21 protein-coding genes are annotated in these 13416 nt (G+C 68.3%); 5 read left to right on the top strand and 16 right to left on the bottom strand.

Going from position 1 to position 13416, the window contains the following annotated elements; translation table 11 throughout:
- Positions 1-35 precede the first annotated feature (35 nt).
- Positions 36-656 (bottom strand): GntR family transcriptional regulator, encoded by a 621-nt coding sequence (locus FHS44_RS01630; RefSeq protein WP_184712058.1) that lies wholly within the window; start codon positions 654-656, stop codon positions 36-38.
- Positions 653-1504, bottom strand: coding sequence for a DMT family transporter (locus FHS44_RS01625; protein ID WP_184712057.1), 852 nt, complete (start codon positions 1502-1504; stop codon positions 653-655). Before FHS44_RS01625 ends, FHS44_RS01630 begins: the two co-directional genes overlap by 4 nt.
- Before the next feature lie 101 nt (positions 1505-1605).
- Between FHS44_RS01625 and FHS44_RS01620 the strand changes: the two genes are divergently transcribed.
- Both FHS44_RS01620 and FHS44_RS40060 read left to right on the top strand, forming a co-directional pair.
- The gene (locus FHS44_RS01620) at positions 1606-2049 is read left to right on the top strand and encodes a guanyl-specific ribonuclease (RefSeq protein WP_312863498.1); all 444 of its coding nucleotides are present in this window, start codon (positions 1606-1608) and stop codon (positions 2047-2049) included.
- Between the two features lie 6 nt (positions 2050-2055).
- Entirely contained in the window at positions 2056-2559 is a 504-nt protein-coding gene (locus FHS44_RS40060; protein ID WP_221460284.1) for a barstar family protein, read from the top strand.
- Here FHS44_RS40060 and FHS44_RS01610 read toward each other — a convergent pair.
- The 7 genes from FHS44_RS01610 to FHS44_RS42860 form a co-directional block, all read right to left on the bottom strand.
- Positions 2529-2780, bottom strand: a complete 252-nt coding sequence (locus tag FHS44_RS01610) for a BldC family transcriptional regulator (RefSeq protein ID WP_184712056.1) — start codon at positions 2778-2780, stop codon at positions 2529-2531. The genes FHS44_RS40060 and FHS44_RS01610 overlap by 31 nt on opposite strands.
- Before the next feature lie 9 nt (positions 2781-2789).
- Positions 2790-3029 carry a hypothetical protein gene (locus tag FHS44_RS01605; protein ID WP_184712055.1) on the bottom strand — a complete coding sequence of 80 codons (240 nt, stop codon included), beginning with the start codon at positions 3027-3029 and terminating at the stop codon, positions 2790-2792.
- A gap of 315 nt (positions 3030-3344) precedes the next feature.
- A complete protein-coding gene (locus FHS44_RS01600; protein ID WP_184712054.1) occupies positions 3345-3644 on the bottom strand; it encodes a hypothetical protein in 300 nt (99 codons plus the stop codon).
- 59 nt (positions 3645-3703) lie between these two features.
- The gene (locus FHS44_RS01595) at positions 3704-3910 is read right to left on the bottom strand and encodes a hypothetical protein (RefSeq protein WP_221460283.1); all 207 of its coding nucleotides are present in this window, start codon (positions 3908-3910) and stop codon (positions 3704-3706) included.
- Positions 3911-4008: 98 nt separating this feature from the next.
- The gene (locus tag FHS44_RS01590) at positions 4009-4233 is read right to left on the bottom strand and encodes a hypothetical protein (RefSeq protein WP_184712052.1); all 225 of its coding nucleotides are present in this window, start codon (positions 4231-4233) and stop codon (positions 4009-4011) included.
- A 65-nt stretch (positions 4234-4298) separates the two neighbouring features.
- Positions 4299-4556 (bottom strand): hypothetical protein, encoded by a 258-nt coding sequence (locus FHS44_RS01585; RefSeq protein ID WP_184712051.1) that lies wholly within the window; start codon positions 4554-4556, stop codon positions 4299-4301.
- A 74-nt stretch (positions 4557-4630) separates the two neighbouring features.
- A complete protein-coding gene (locus tag FHS44_RS42860) occupies positions 4631-5842 on the bottom strand; it encodes a helix-turn-helix domain-containing protein (protein WP_184712050.1) in 1212 nt (403 codons plus the stop codon).
- Positions 5843-6158: 316 nt separating this feature from the next.
- On the opposite strand from FHS44_RS42860, the gene FHS44_RS01575 reads away from it, so the two are divergent.
- Positions 6159-6632 carry a GNAT family N-acetyltransferase gene (locus FHS44_RS01575; RefSeq protein ID WP_184712049.1) on the top strand — a complete coding sequence of 158 codons (474 nt, stop codon included), beginning with the start codon at positions 6159-6161 and terminating at the stop codon, positions 6630-6632.
- Positions 6633-6736: 104 nt separating this feature from the next.
- Here FHS44_RS01575 and FHS44_RS01570 read toward each other — a convergent pair whose 3' ends face one another.
- From FHS44_RS01570 to FHS44_RS01555, 4 genes are all read right to left on the bottom strand, one after another.
- Complete coding sequence (locus FHS44_RS01570; RefSeq protein WP_184712048.1) at positions 6737-7585, bottom strand: helix-turn-helix domain-containing protein; 849 nt, start codon at positions 7583-7585, stop codon at positions 6737-6739.
- Between the two features lie 12 nt (positions 7586-7597).
- Positions 7598-7966, bottom strand: coding sequence for a DUF6879 family protein (locus FHS44_RS01565; RefSeq protein WP_184712047.1), 369 nt, complete (start codon positions 7964-7966; stop codon positions 7598-7600).
- A gap of 592 nt (positions 7967-8558) precedes the next feature.
- Positions 8559-8867 carry a hypothetical protein gene (locus tag FHS44_RS01560; protein ID WP_184712046.1) on the bottom strand — a complete coding sequence of 103 codons (309 nt, stop codon included), beginning with the start codon at positions 8865-8867 and terminating at the stop codon, positions 8559-8561.
- 310 nt (positions 8868-9177) lie between these two features.
- A complete protein-coding gene (locus FHS44_RS01555; RefSeq protein WP_184712045.1) occupies positions 9178-9669 on the bottom strand; it encodes a GNAT family N-acetyltransferase in 492 nt (163 codons plus the stop codon).
- Between the two features lie 100 nt (positions 9670-9769).
- Between FHS44_RS01555 and FHS44_RS01550 the strand changes: the two genes are divergently transcribed.
- Positions 9770-10078 (top strand): protein kinase family protein, encoded by a 309-nt coding sequence (locus tag FHS44_RS01550; RefSeq protein ID WP_184712044.1) that lies wholly within the window; start codon positions 9770-9772, stop codon positions 10076-10078.
- Positions 10079-10089: 11 nt separating this feature from the next.
- Here FHS44_RS01550 and FHS44_RS01545 read toward each other — a convergent pair whose 3' ends face one another.
- Both FHS44_RS01545 and FHS44_RS01540 read right to left on the bottom strand, forming a co-directional pair.
- Positions 10090-10842: a hypothetical protein gene (locus tag FHS44_RS01545; RefSeq protein WP_184712043.1), complete on the bottom strand. Its 753-nt coding sequence runs from the start codon at positions 10840-10842 to the stop codon at positions 10090-10092.
- Between the two features lie 124 nt (positions 10843-10966).
- A complete protein-coding gene (locus tag FHS44_RS01540) occupies positions 10967-11542 on the bottom strand; it encodes a TetR/AcrR family transcriptional regulator (RefSeq protein ID WP_184712042.1) in 576 nt (191 codons plus the stop codon).
- A 75-nt stretch (positions 11543-11617) separates the two neighbouring features.
- Between FHS44_RS01540 and FHS44_RS01535 the strand changes: the two genes are divergently transcribed.
- Positions 11618-12187, top strand: a complete 570-nt coding sequence (locus tag FHS44_RS01535) for a dihydrofolate reductase family protein (RefSeq protein ID WP_184712041.1) — start codon at positions 11618-11620, stop codon at positions 12185-12187.
- On the opposite strand, the gene FHS44_RS01530 is transcribed toward FHS44_RS01535, so the two are convergent.
- A complete protein-coding gene (locus tag FHS44_RS01530) occupies positions 12158-13414 on the bottom strand; it encodes an RNA polymerase sigma factor (protein WP_184712040.1) in 1257 nt (418 codons plus the stop codon). The two genes, FHS44_RS01535 and FHS44_RS01530, sit on opposite strands and share 30 nt — an antisense overlap.
- Between the last annotated feature and the right edge of the window lie 2 nt (positions 13415-13416).

Genomic DNA, 13416 nt, shown 5'->3' with positions numbered 1-13416 from the left:
CGATTGTGACGACTACCGGGCGCCCGGTGCAAGCCTCATTCGCCCCAGCCGTGATCGAGGTGCGCGGCCACCGCCCGCCTCGCCTCCTCCGGAGAACCTTTACCAATCGCGTCGAGCAGCTCCCGGTGCTCGGCCACCAGCACCTCCCGGTCGGGATAGACCGCGCGCAGCCGTACCAGACCAAGGCGCGTCTCCGCGGCGAGCGAGCCGTACAGGCGTTCGAGACGCGGACTGCCGACCGCCACGACCAGCGCCTGGTGCAGCGCCATGTGCTCGGCGACCATCTCCGACCAGGGAGCCTCGGCGGGCAGCGCGGCCATCCTGCCCAGCGCCGCGTCCGCCTCCGCGACCCTGCGTCCGGCGAGCGTGCTCGCCATCAGGTCCTCAAGCGGACGCCTCACGAACATCAGGTCGTCCAGGTCGGCCACGGTCACCTCGACGACCTGCGCGCTGCGGTGCCGCTCCCGCCTGAGCAACCCCTCGTGCACGAGTACGGCGAGCGCCTCCCTGACCGTTGGCCGGGCGACGCCGTACAGCGCGGAGAGTTCCTGCTCGGGCAGCGAGGTGCCCGGGGAGATCTCCCCGGAGAGCACCCGCCCGCGCAGGGCGTCGGCGAGGGCGTTCACGGCGGAGACGGGGCGCAGGGGAACGGTCACGCCGACGACCCTAACGCCGCCCCGCGCTCGGGAAGGGCGACCACCACCAGGCTCACGCCCAGCAGGGCCAGGCCGCAGGCCGACAGGAACGTGAGCCGCTCCCCGAGCACCACGACGCCGAGCAGCGCGGCCACCGCGGGCTCGGCCAGGGAGAGGGTCGCCGCGGTGGCCACCGGCGTCACCCGCAGGCCCCTGCCGTACAGGACGTAGGCGAACGCGGTGGAGACGCAGCCGAGGTAGACGGCGGTGACCAGCCCGCGCGGCTCCGCCAGCCAGGCCGTCCCCGTCCACAGCAGCACGGGCAGCATCACCAGGGCCGCCCCGCCGAACATCGCGGCCATCACCACGTCAGACGGGACCCCGGTGGCGATCACCCTGGCCGCGCTCACCGCGTAGAACGCGTACAGGAACCCGCCGAGCAGCGCGATCAGCACCCCGTCGAGCCGCACCTGCCCACCCCCACCGGTCAGTACGGCACAGCCCGCCACCGCCGCCGCGGTCGCCGCCGCCCAGCGCCCCGACGGCGCACGCCCGTCGAGCAGCCAGGTCAGCAGGCCGGTGAAGACGGGTCCGCTGCCGATGGCGACCACGGTTCCCACGGCAACCCCGGTCCTGTCGACCGCGGCGAAGAAACAGAGCTGGTAGGCGGCCACGGCCAGGGCGGCGAGCGGAAGCTGACCTCCCCGGGGCAGCCGGGGCAGGAGCCTGCGGGCGGCGACCACCAGCACCAGCCCCCCGATGACCAGGCGGGCGGCGGCCAGGGACACGGGATCGACCCCGGCGGCGAGCATCCCCACGGTGCCCGCGGTCCCCCAGAGCATGGCTGCGGCGACGACGGCGAACTTCATTCGGACATTGTCTGACAACTAGACAATGTCTGTCGAATCCTTGCCGCCCACCACACGCCCCCGACCGTTTTTCCTGACGTGCTCACGGGTAGCTTGGGCAGGTGACACCTCGGGGAACCGCCGCACTCATCGCGTCCGCAGCGCTGTCCTTGGTGATGTCGCTGTCCGGATGCACCGCCGTCGAGCAGACCGCCGGTGCCCGCAGCGCCCCCGCCGCCACGACCCCGACCAAGCGCCCAAGCCCGCAGGCCCAGGGCACGCTGCCCACCAGGGCACTCGCGGCGCTGCCCCCAGAGGCCGCCGCCACCTGGCGGCTCATCCAGCGGGGCGGCCCCTTCCCCTACCCCCGTGACGGCGTGGTCTTCCAGAACCGGGAACGCCGCCTGCCCATCAGGGAGCGCGGCTACTACCACGAGTACACCGTCCCGACCCCGGGCAGCCGCGACCGGGGAGCCCGACGCCTGATCAGCGGCGACGGAACCCGGGAGCTCTACTACACCGGCGACCATTACCGGACTTTCGTCATCGTCGACGTACGGAGGTGACCGACGTTGCCCAGGGGAACGTTCGAGGAGGGACCGGCCGCCCAGGAGACCCTGCGCACCCTGCGGGCCATCCGTGGCGAGCAGGACCCGGGGGTCGCGCGGGCGACGGAGATCGTCGAGACACCCTCGGGAGCGCCGAAGGTCTCCAGGATCACCGAGGTCCCCGAGGTGCCCGGCGTCGCCGAAGAGGTGGAGACCGAACACGGCGACGCCTTCGCGCACCGGGTCGACGGCTCGGGGATCACCACCTCCGCCGAGGCCATGTCGGCCATCGCCGACGCCCTGTCGTTCCCCGACTACTTCGGCCACAATCTCGACGCGCTCTACGACTCCCTCACCGACCTGGAGTGGCTGCCCGCGGGTGAACACCTGCTGGTCTGGACCCGCTCCTCGGTCCTCCGCGAAGCCGACCCCGCCGCCTTCGAGGGCATCCGGTCCGTCCTCGTCGACGCCGTCGCCGACGACACCCCCTCTCCCGCCTACCTCTCGGTCCTGCTCCCGGACTCCTGACCGGGAGCTATGAGGGCGTCGATGTCGGTCTGTCGGTAGCGGCGCTGCCCGCTCGGCGTCCTGATCGAGGGAATCTTCCCGGTGAGGGACCACCTGTTGACGGTCTTGGGGTCCACACCGAAGATATGGGCGACTTCACCGGGGGTGAGCAGCCGGTCGGTGGTCTCTCCTGTGGCGAAGGTCCCGTCGGGGCTGACGGCCTTCTTTGTCTTGTACGGCATGCGTGGCCTTCAGTAGCGGAGGTTGTGGAGGATCTTGTCGTGGTGTGCCAGGGCGCTGACCAACCGGCGCAGGCTGGTACGGCCCAGCACGTCCCGGGCTCCGGCCTTTCGCTGGTCGGGGCGGAGTGGGTAGTAGCGGATGGCCCACCATCGGGGAAGGCCGGGCAGGTCGTGCTGTTCGTAGCGCCAGCCGGGGTGGGTGCTGATAAGCACGTTGATCACGCGTTGCTCGTATTCGTCCTCGGTCATGGTCGTCCCTGTTCCGGGCGTGTTCGGGGGTGTTCCAGCACGTCCGGGCGTGTTCCGGGCGTGTTCCAGGGGTGGGAGTCAAGAGCGGGTGCCCGGCCCCGAGCCGGGGAGCACGGGCCGGGCACCCTGGAGGAGGACCGGCCCCGTGTCCCGGGGCCGGTGCGCGAGACGGCTCCCCCTTCCCCAACACGTCCTGTCATGTCCCGACGTGTGTGGGAGCCGCCTTGCGAGGGTGTGCGGCTCAGACCCCTCCAGACTGAGCCGCACGTTCATGAGGTACGGCAGGCATGAGTTCCGCCGCCCGCCGTACGGGCTTCAAGAGCGCAGCAACCTGCGCAGTCCGACAGGCCGCTGACCAGCTCGAACGGTCCGGGCGGTGGCGGCAGCCTGGAGACCATGGGCGGTCCGAGCCTGAAGAGCACGGGCAACGGCCACGGCCCGGATACTCGGCGGCACCACCGGGGACGTCTGGGCGGCCAGCTTGCGGTCCAACTCCTCAACCGACTCAGCCCGCACCAGCAGCACCTTCTTGGGCTCCGGCCTGCTGCGGTAGGCGCTCCACAGCCCGGTCGCCGAGTTGTGGAACACGAGCCAGTCGGGGTGGGCCTGTTGCACGGCGTCGCAACTTCGACGTGCGACACCGAACGCTGGACCCGGTGACGTGAGGCGTGGCATCATGCCGCCCTCCCCAACTGATCTTCGGCGGGCGGCATGTGGAGGATCAGCAGCGTCTCGGCCTCCCGCATCCGCTGCTCCAACCCTTCGGCGGTGTCGTCACTGAGGATCACCGGTTGCGGGGAAGGCCAGGCACACAGACCGAAGAACCGCCGCTCACTCAGGCTGTAGAGCACCGCCCACCCAGAGCACGCCTGGTCGAGCACCTCAGCCTCAGCCCGAGCAGGGCCATCCCACACCCGCCGATACACCGGGATGTGAGCCTGCCCATCACGGTGGCGCCCACCGGGCCGGGAGCGCCCGATCACGTCGTCACCTCCTTGGCCACCGCGTCACGGGCCTTCTCCTCCTGCGTGGCGACGGCGGCCTGAACCTCCTCGAAGGTGTCGGCGTCCACCGCCGGTTCCACCCCGGCCCGCAGTGCCGTACGCGGAAAGGCCCGGTTGCGGATGGCCCAGTACCGCCCGGTGTCACTGACGATCAGGCGCCATCCCGGGATCGCCTGGTTCGCAGATCTGGCGTTCTCCATGGGGCTCACTCCTTTGTGATCAGGGACCCGTCCAGGCGCCACGGGTGCCGGGTGGTCAACGCGCATCAGGGAGCGACCTCTCGCAGCACGAACATGATTCGGTCGGTCACGTCGATGAGATTGGTGACTGGCCCGATGAGTCCGCCCCACGCCCACAGGAAGGCACTGTCCTGGCACACGACCTCGTCGTGCATCTCCGCCTCGGCGGGGTTGCGCACGCGCAGAACCGGCTGTTGCGCGGTGCCGAGAACGTCGGCGGCCCATGAGCGGCCGATGAGTTCGGCGCGTAGCCGCTCAAGGTGGAAGGTGGCGTCGGTCCCCATGGACACGGAACGTAGCCAGACGAGAACAGCCGGAGTTCACAGGTGTGAACTCCGGCTGGATTGGCCGGATGCGGTCAGTGCGGGATGCCCATACGGGCGGCCATGCCCCGAACCTCCCGCCCCAGAGCGGCGGACAGCGGACGGCCAAGAAGATGAAGCACCGTCTCCTGCACGACAGGGTTGTTGCGGATGATCTGAGGAGCGATGTGCTCAGCCTTCCTCAACTCGGTGACCGCGCCTGGAAGCTCACCCTTCAGATGGGCGAACGCCCGCCCACGGTCGGCGTGGAAGACCGCGCGCCGCTCCTTGTTCGGCATCGACCCGAGCACCACCCCGGACGAGACCTGGACGGCCTGACCGTAGTCACCGTGCTCCATGGCGATGGCGATGCCCCACAGGGCCACGTTGGTGGGGCCGAAGGTGCCGAACGCGTTCTGACGCTCGCCCAGCCGTACCGCCACACTCCGCGCCTCGGCCAGGTGGTCTGCGGCGAGAGTGGGCCTGCTGATGGCCGCCGCCGACAGCGCCGCCGTCAGGTGCAGCATGCCGTACAGCTCGCCCGCGTCCCTCGACCTGCTGTGCGGCTCAAGGCGGTCGGCGGCGGCCGAGGCGATCCGCAGAGGCCGATCCCAGTCGCCCTTCGGCATGGCCCTCGCCCGCAGGTAGGCCGCGTAGGCGGTCGTCAGGGGCTCATCCAGCAGCGTGGCCGCCTCGTTCGCCCTTGCCGCCGCGAGATAGGCCAGGTCCGGATGTCCGAGCGCCTTCAGGGTCGTCACCCCGGTTTCGTGGCACGCCTCAACCAACAACCTCAGCGCGCGACGACGATCCGCCTCGCCTCCTGTGGCCACGTGCCAGTGCAACTCGTCGATGACAGGAGCCACGAGTTGCGCGCGGCTCACGTAATCTGCGGAGTCCCGCATATCGGCTATTTCGCCAAAAAGGACGTTATGCAGGGCATCGAGAGGGCGCGCCTGATCCGTGGCCGGGTCGTCAAGAGTGTTACCGGTCAGGGCCGCGCGCAGGACGGGCACAACCCTGTGCGGACCGGACTGCTCAGGATCCCTGCCAAGGTGGGGGGCGCCCACGAGTTCGGTTTCCGAGACCCGCAGGGCCGAGGCCAGCGCGGCGATATGAGAACGGCGGTCGAGAATGCGCTGTCCGCGCTCAGCCATCGACAGAAAACTCTTACTCAGCCCGGCCTGTCCGGCGAGCTGCTCCAGGCTCATCCTCCGCCAGCGGCGCAGCGCCCTCAGCCGGGCTCCGATGGTGGCTTGATCGTCATACACCCAGCACCTCCGGGAGTGTCAACACCTCCCTCAGGCTACGGCCCACACCCTTCACCACGGGGCGACAATGCCTTCTCGACCAAGGAAACCGCTCAGGAGAGACCACACTCTGGACAATCCGGCCAGAGAGAAACGTCCTCATCGTGGATGGTGCCACCTGCGTGGTCCAAAGTCCTCATCGCCCCCGTGAGATCGGAGCCGTGGTCGTCGACGTGGACGACGCCCCGCACATCGTCAACGCCCAGGCCAACATATATCTCTGAAGGTTGTTCCTCGTTGTTAGCTTGTGCTGGTTACTGAGGAGAAAAACGGTCAGATGATTAGCGTAGAGCGAGCCGTACGTGCTGATGTGCCGATCCTTGCTGAGCTGATCGGTGAGATCGAGGCGTATTACGGCGGCACCCCTTCGAATGATGAGTACGCCGACCAGATCACCGCACTGCTCTTCGGGACGCATCCGGTCGCTCATGTCCTGTTGGCACGGGCAGAGGACCGCCAGGTGCTCGGAATGGCCTCCTACTCGTTTCTGTGGCCTGCGGCCGGAGCCGAGGCGTCGCTGTATCTGAAAGAACTGTTCGTCCGGCCCGATGCCCGCAAGCGGGGTGTGGGACGTGCGCTGATGGATGCACTCGGGCAGGCCGCCGCAGAGACGGGGTGTTCGCGCGTGGAGTGGACCGCCGATCATGACAACCCTGCCGCTCTGGCGTTCTACGCCGCGTTGGGTGCCCAACCGCACAACGGGAAGATCTTCTACCGCGTACAACAGCCAGGAGGAGCGGCTTCCCTCTGACACCTTGACGAAGGGATCGGCACACCCAGGTGCGCTCGGCCCCCACAGCCAGCGCCCTACATCGCTACCTGACAGGCGGCCCGGACTCCTGGAACTGACCACGGCTAAGAAGTTTCCCGAGATTGCAGATGTGTGCGTGCGGCGTCGATTTCGGTTCGTGCCGCATCTCCGTGAACGGCCTGCTCACGCAGCAACCTGAAGATCTTCAGGAAGGTGGCGATCTCTTCCGGGCGCTCGGTCTGGTACAGCCCGGTCCACTGCTCGCACCGGACCAGGCGGTCGTCATAGATGTAGAAGCCACCGCCTGGCCACATGTCCTTCCTGGTCTGGCCCAGCGGGATGACGCCAAACGAGACATTGGGCAGGCGCGTGGCCGTCACGAGGAAGTCGTACTGGGCCTTCATGGTCTCCTGGTCGCCAAACACCGTGTACAGCGCTGTCGCTTCGACGACGAACGAGAACCGCGTGATTCCTGACGTCAGGACCCTAAGCCGATTCAGCCGACCTTCAACGGCTGTGTCCAGGTCGTCCCGCATTCCGTGGAACCGCGCGATGGGATCGAGTAAGGCTCGGATGTAGTGATGAGCCTGGAGGAAGCCAGGGATGGCCATCGGCTCATATACCTGGATCAACGTGCTCTGCTCGTACAGCGGTCGGTTGCGCTCGGACTGGTGCCTGAAGCCCGCGCGCAGTACTCGGCGGTGCTCCAGCCACGTCTGCCCAACTTCACGATGAGCCGCGATCAGCTCGGGTATCTGTGCCTCCGCCGAGCACGCCCGGCACCATGCGCGTATGTCACCCTCTGTGGGGTTCTGCCGGGCGTGCTCGATACGAGAGACCTTGGACGGGTGCATACCCGTCGCTGCGGCAAGCTGACGCCCGCTGAGTCGAGCGTCCAGGCGTAGATCCCTCAAGCGAAGGGCGAATGCCTTGCGCGCTGCTTGTCCTGACATGTGTGGCAGCGATCAGGTCGACCGGTACTCGCCGTGCGGGATCGCCAAAGGCCAGAGCCCGGCGAAGATGTCGGCGCAGAACTTCACCACATTCGGCTCCGACGAAGCCTGAATCGTCACCTCGCGCATGAAGCACTGATGCTCGGAGAGCGGCTCGGAGACGACGCACGCACGGCGGTAGACCTTGCCTGCCGCGACTCCCACCCTCACCTCGTCGCACCACGGCTTGAGAAACCTGGACACCTCTTCGCGATCACCGGCACGCCACCGTGCGAACAGCTCGGCGTCAACGCCGTAGTTGTCCCTGGCCTCAAGGTGGAGCGCCTCACGGCTGACGCCGGGAATCAACGCTCGGCGTTCAGCCAGGGATACCAAGTCCATACCTCTCCCTCACGTAGGTTCGGGCGATCACGTCCATGAAGTCATCGGTTGTCTCGCCGAGTCCTTCGTGCGGGGCCAGCGCTCGGGCCTGTGACCTCAGGCCTGAATGATCCACGTGCGCCTACTCGTGCGGGTACAAGCTTCGGGCACTGGTCTTCCTGGACGGAATCAGGATCCTTGAGGATGAAGGTAGGAGTGAGAGGCAAGGTGTCGTCAGGAGATTGCATGAGATTGCGGCCTCCAGAACGTGGATTGCCTGGGGTTTCCCAGCGCCACCCGCCCTGCCCATCAGGTCAAGCCCCTTTGACCGTAGGTCGCTCATCACCCTGAAGGGTTCGCAACGTGACCTCCGGCGCGTCGGTCAGGTCGATGAGGTCGGAGGCGCTCATCGCACTTGGAAGATCACGATCAAGCACCTGGACACAGCCCCAATAGCCGCCGTGTGCGGAAGACGCCGAAGGCGAGATGGACGCTCCCGGCCTGGGCGCTGGTATTCGTCCTGCCGACGGTGATCACGCGGCAGGTGGGTGAGATCCGGCGCCTGGGAAGTTCGTGTGAGGGGCCGGGTGTCAGAGGGGCGCCCGTGGGGGCGTCAGGCGTTGGGGATCAGGGCGGCTTCTGTTCGGCGGACGGCTCTGGCGACCGATTTGGCGGTCGCCACGCAGTGGGCGCAGAAGTCGCCGTTTCTGCCTGGTTCGCAGGTGCAGTGCCAGCGTAGGTCCTCGTCGACGATCTGGAACCGTACGCACGCGGCGTCGTCGTCGACCTCCGCGGTGATCAGCGTCGGGCAGAACCTGACGAGCTGGACCGCGTCGGCCCTCTCCAGGTCACCGCCGCGAGCCAGCGCCTCCTGTGACGCGATCTTCGCTTCGAAGCCGATCAGTCTCGCGATGTCATCCACCGTGGATCGCCTCCCCCTTTGCCAATGTGGACGTGCCCGAGAAGCCAGAGGTTCCCGTTTCGGAGAAAACTCTATATTTCCCGAAATACGGTTAACTTTCGCCTTCGGCGCTGTTCATCAAGTGTTGGTATGGCGCCCACCCCGGCACCCGCGCCTCCGCCCCGCCCAGGTTGTCAAGGACGGATATTACAGCTATCGACAAAACCCGCTAAAGCGCGAAATTTCCTGCCGCACAGGCTACCCCCACCCGCCACCGCACTTCACCCGACCCACCCGATCAGTCGCACGGCCAGTCGCACGACCCACCCGATCAGTCCGTGGCCAGCCGGGCGTGCCGTTCCACGTCGTGCCGTACGCCCCCGTAGTTCAGCTTGGCCCGCTCGACCCCCTCGGACGGGAAGCCCGCCCGCGTCGCCACCGCGCACGAGGCCGGGTTGTTCATCCGATGCCCGAGTTCGAGGCGGAACAGCCCCCGCTCGGCGAACGCCCAGCGCGCCAGTTTGGTGAGGGCCGCGACCGCGACGCCCCTGCCCCTGGCCCGTGGAACCGTCCAGTAGGACACCCAGCCGGTGTCGTGCGCGTCGATGTTGCTCACCGCGACGTTGCCGACCACCTGGCCGCCGGACACGACCGCGAACGCGTGGGCGTCGTCACGGAAGCCCCACGTCCCCATCCATTCGAGCGCCGCCCTGTGCGTGTCGATCGGCCGCGCCGCCTGGTCGGCCATGTCCGGCGCCCCGAACGCGTCGATCACGACCCCCACGTCACCCGGGCCCCAGCCGCGCAACTCCACCTCAATCATGCCGTGCAGGGTATTTCTCCCCGGCCTCCCCCGAAAGGGTGCCTTTCGAAGCTCGCGTGTCAGGAGGTAGATCTACCGAAGGCTGGGCACTCAGGCTCCTATGAGCGACGAGTCTGAGAGCTACGCGTCCGATGGCTCCGAGGACGAGGTTCTCGGCCGGCCCAGGACCATGGGGGAGATAGCGGTGAACCTGGCGGTGAGCGAGGCGCTCGCCAGCCACGGTCACCATGCCCTGGTCAACGCGCACGAGACCGCGGCCTCCAACCACGAACTGATGGCCAGGGAGGGGGTCGGCGACGTGGCCGAACACCTCGACCTGGCCCAGTGGCACCGATGGTGCGCGGTCGTCGAGGATCAGTTGGCCGACGAGGCCGACCGCCGTACTCCCGGCAGACGGACCGACCACTGACCCGGGGGGCATCAGGTGGCGAAGCGGTAGATGTCCCTGGACCAGCCGTTGTGGTAGGAGCAGACCCCCGGCAGGCCGCCGGACATGCTGACCTTCCCGTCATTGCACATCACCAGGTAACCCTCACCTTTGGGGAAGTTGTCGATGCAGTCGAACACCAGGCAGGCCTCCGTGGCGGGGGCGTACACCCTGGCGCCCGTGGCGCAGAAGGTGAAGCCGTAGGCGTTGGCGGGCGCCCCGCACAGCGTGTCCTCGGTCCCCGGCGCGGGACCCGCCACGGGCGCGGGAGCCGTGACCGTGGCTGTGACGGTCGCCGTGACGGTGACCGTTTCCCGAACCGTCTCCCTGACCGTCACGGTCACCGTCGGAACCGGGACAGGCGCGGGCACGGGAGCGGCGGGTACGGCGGGCGGGGTGGTCGCCGAGACGCCGGGGGCGCCGCTTTTGCGGTAGGAGCCGGTGCCGAGATACCGCTCCTGCCACCCAGTCATCCCCGCGCCCACGGTCAGGGCGACGGGGACCGTACGGCATGTGCTCGCCGCGCAGACGCGCTGCTTCACGGTGAACCGCCTGGCGGTGCCGTACGCGCTGGTCACCCGGGCCGACAGGTAGGACTTCCCGCCCACCTTCAGCAGCGAGGTCTTCACCGTCACCTTGCCCGGAGCCGCGGCGGCCGTCCGCACGCTCGCCACCCGCACGCCCGTGTCCGGACTCGCCGATCCGCTTGACTCGGCGAGCATCCCGAAGGCCGCCAGAACTGCCACGGCGCCACCGGCAATCAGCGCGAAAATTCTCATATCACCACGAATGTTCTGTTCATCGAGGTTTCACAAAACGACAATTCCCGCCACTTATATCACGCTTTGTAGCGCTTTTTTGCCAAACCGGTTAGACCTCAGGAATGAGGCGTTCGACGGCGCGTTCGACCAGCTCACGCGCCTGTTCCTCGCCGAAGACGTCGGGCAGCGTGAGCCGTTCCACGATCAGCCAGTTCATGGCCAGATAGAGCAGGGTCACCGCCGTCGCGTCACCCGGCAGCCCCGAGCTCAGGTGATAGTCGACGTTGTCGTCGACGTCCTTCCTGATCCTCGGGGTGAGTACGGCGCGCAACCCGGGCCTGCGGGTCGCCTCAAGGCGCAGTTCGAGCAGGGCCAGATAACCGGCGCGGTAGGCGCTGACCCGCCCGACCACCTCGTGCATGAGCTGGAGCACCTTCTCACGGTCACGAGGCCCCTCAAGGCTCCTGGCCATGGTCTCGGGGTCCGGCGTGAGGCGCTCGTAGACGTGTGTGCCCGCCTGGGTGAGCAGGTCGTCGCGGTTGGCGAAGTAGTTGGAGGCCGTCCCCCCGGGCACCCCCGCCTGGGCGTCCACGGCGCGGAAGGTCAGCCCACGCGCGCCCTCGCGGGCCAGCACGTCGATGGCGGCGTCGAGCAACGCGGCCCGTCTTGCCTGGTTCTGTCGCATCTCGGTTGACACCACTCCAGATGTAGTACTACGTTCAAACCACTTCAGTCATAGTACTTCAATCGGAGTGAACATATGCGAAAGCTCGTCTACTACGTCGGCGTCAGCATCGACGGCTACATCGCGGGCCCCGGCGGCGAGTTCGACTTCTACCCCGTGCCCGACGACATGGTGACGTGGATGGCCACCGACTATCCGGAGACCTTCTTCGTCCACAGCCGCACGCAGCTCGGCCTCGACACGCCGAACAGGCATTTCGGCACGGTCCTGATGGGACGCGGCGCCTATCAGCCCGGTCTCGACGCCGGTGTCGCCAGCCCCTACCCGCATCTGGAGCAGTACGTCGTCTCGACCACCATCCCGGAGATCGCCGACCCCGAGGTCAATCTCGTCCCCGGCGACCCCCTGTCGCTGGTGCGCGCGCTGAAGAAGGAGGACGGCCTGGACATCTGGCTGTGCGGGGGCGGAAAGCTGGCGGGCACCCTGCTCCCGGAGATCGACGAACTGGTCGTCAAGAGCTACCCCGTGGTCGCGGGCGTGGGCATCTCCGCCTTCACCGGCGCGTTCTCCCCCACCCTCTTCACCCGGACCACCAGCCGCTCCTTCAGCAACGGCTCAACCGTCACGTGGTACGGCAGGGCCTGACGCGCGGGCCAGGAAGAGAGCCCGCTCCCGCTCGTTGCGGGTCAGCGCGGCGGCCCGCCCGAACTCCGCCCGCGCCTCCTCGGCGCGGCCGAGCCGCCCAAGCAGATCTCCCCGTACGGCGGGCAGCTGCGGATAGTCCCTGAGCGCGCGTTCCCCGGCCAGCCCGTCCACGATCTCCAGGCCCCTGGCCGGGCCGTACGCCATGGAGACCGCGACCGCGCGGTTCAGCTCGACGACCGGGGAGGGCGCCACGTGGGCCAGCACCCGGTAGAGCGCGGCGATCCGCTCCCAGTCGGTGTCCTCGGCACGGAGGGCACGGGCGTGACAGGCGGCGATGGCCGCCTGCAGGCCGTACGGACCGAGGGTGCCGAGCGCCTCGGCCCGGCCGAGCGCCTCCAGGCCACGACGGATGAGCAGCCGGTCCCACAGCCGTCTGTCCTGGTCCAGCAGGAGCACCGGCTCACCGTCGGGCCCCGTCCGCGCGCCGAGACGGGACGCCTGGATCTCCATGAGCGCGACCAGGCCGTGCGCCTCCGGCTCCCCCGGCATGAGACCGGCCGCGAGCCTGCCCAGGCGCAGCGCCTCCTCACACAGCGCCGGACGCGTCCAGTCGCCGCCTCCGGTCGCCGCGTAGCCCTCGTTGAAGATCAGATAGATCACCTCAAGGACCGACGAGAGCCGCTCGGCCATCTCGGCGGGCTCGGGCATCTCGATCCGCACCCGCCGTTCGGTGAGGGTCCGCTTGGCCCGGGAGACGCGCTGCCCGACGGTCGGCTCGGGCACCAGGAAGGCCCGCGCGATCTCCCGCGTCGTCAGCCCGCCGAGCAGGCGCAGGGTGAGCGCGAGCCGTCCCTCGGTGGGCAGCACGGGGTGGCAGGCGGTGAAGAGCAGCCGCAGGACGTCGTCCCCGATGGGGTCGTCGAGGACGACGTCCCGCTCCTGGCGGGCCTCCAGGTCCCGGGCGACCTCTTCGAGCTTGCGGTCGTAGCGGGTCCTGCGGCGCAGCAGGTCGATCGCCCGGTGCTTGGCGGTGAGCGTGATCCAGGCGCCGGGATTGTCGGGAACGCCGGTCTCCGGCCACCGTTCGAGCGCGATGACCAGGGCGTCCTGCGCCAGCTCCTCGGCGAGGCCGACGTCGCCGACCATCCGGGCGAGCCCTGCGACGACCCTGGCGGACTCCATCCGCCAGACCGCCTCGACCACCCGGCGAACATCACCGCCCGTCATGA

It is taken from the genome of Streptosporangium saharense, from assembly GCF_014203715.1.
GTDB classification, from domain to species: Bacteria; Actinomycetota; Actinomycetes; order Streptosporangiales; family Streptosporangiaceae; genus Streptosporangium; species Streptosporangium saharense.
Note: the sequence above shows the minus strand (reverse complement) of the source record. Positions and strands in the feature narration are given on the sequence as shown.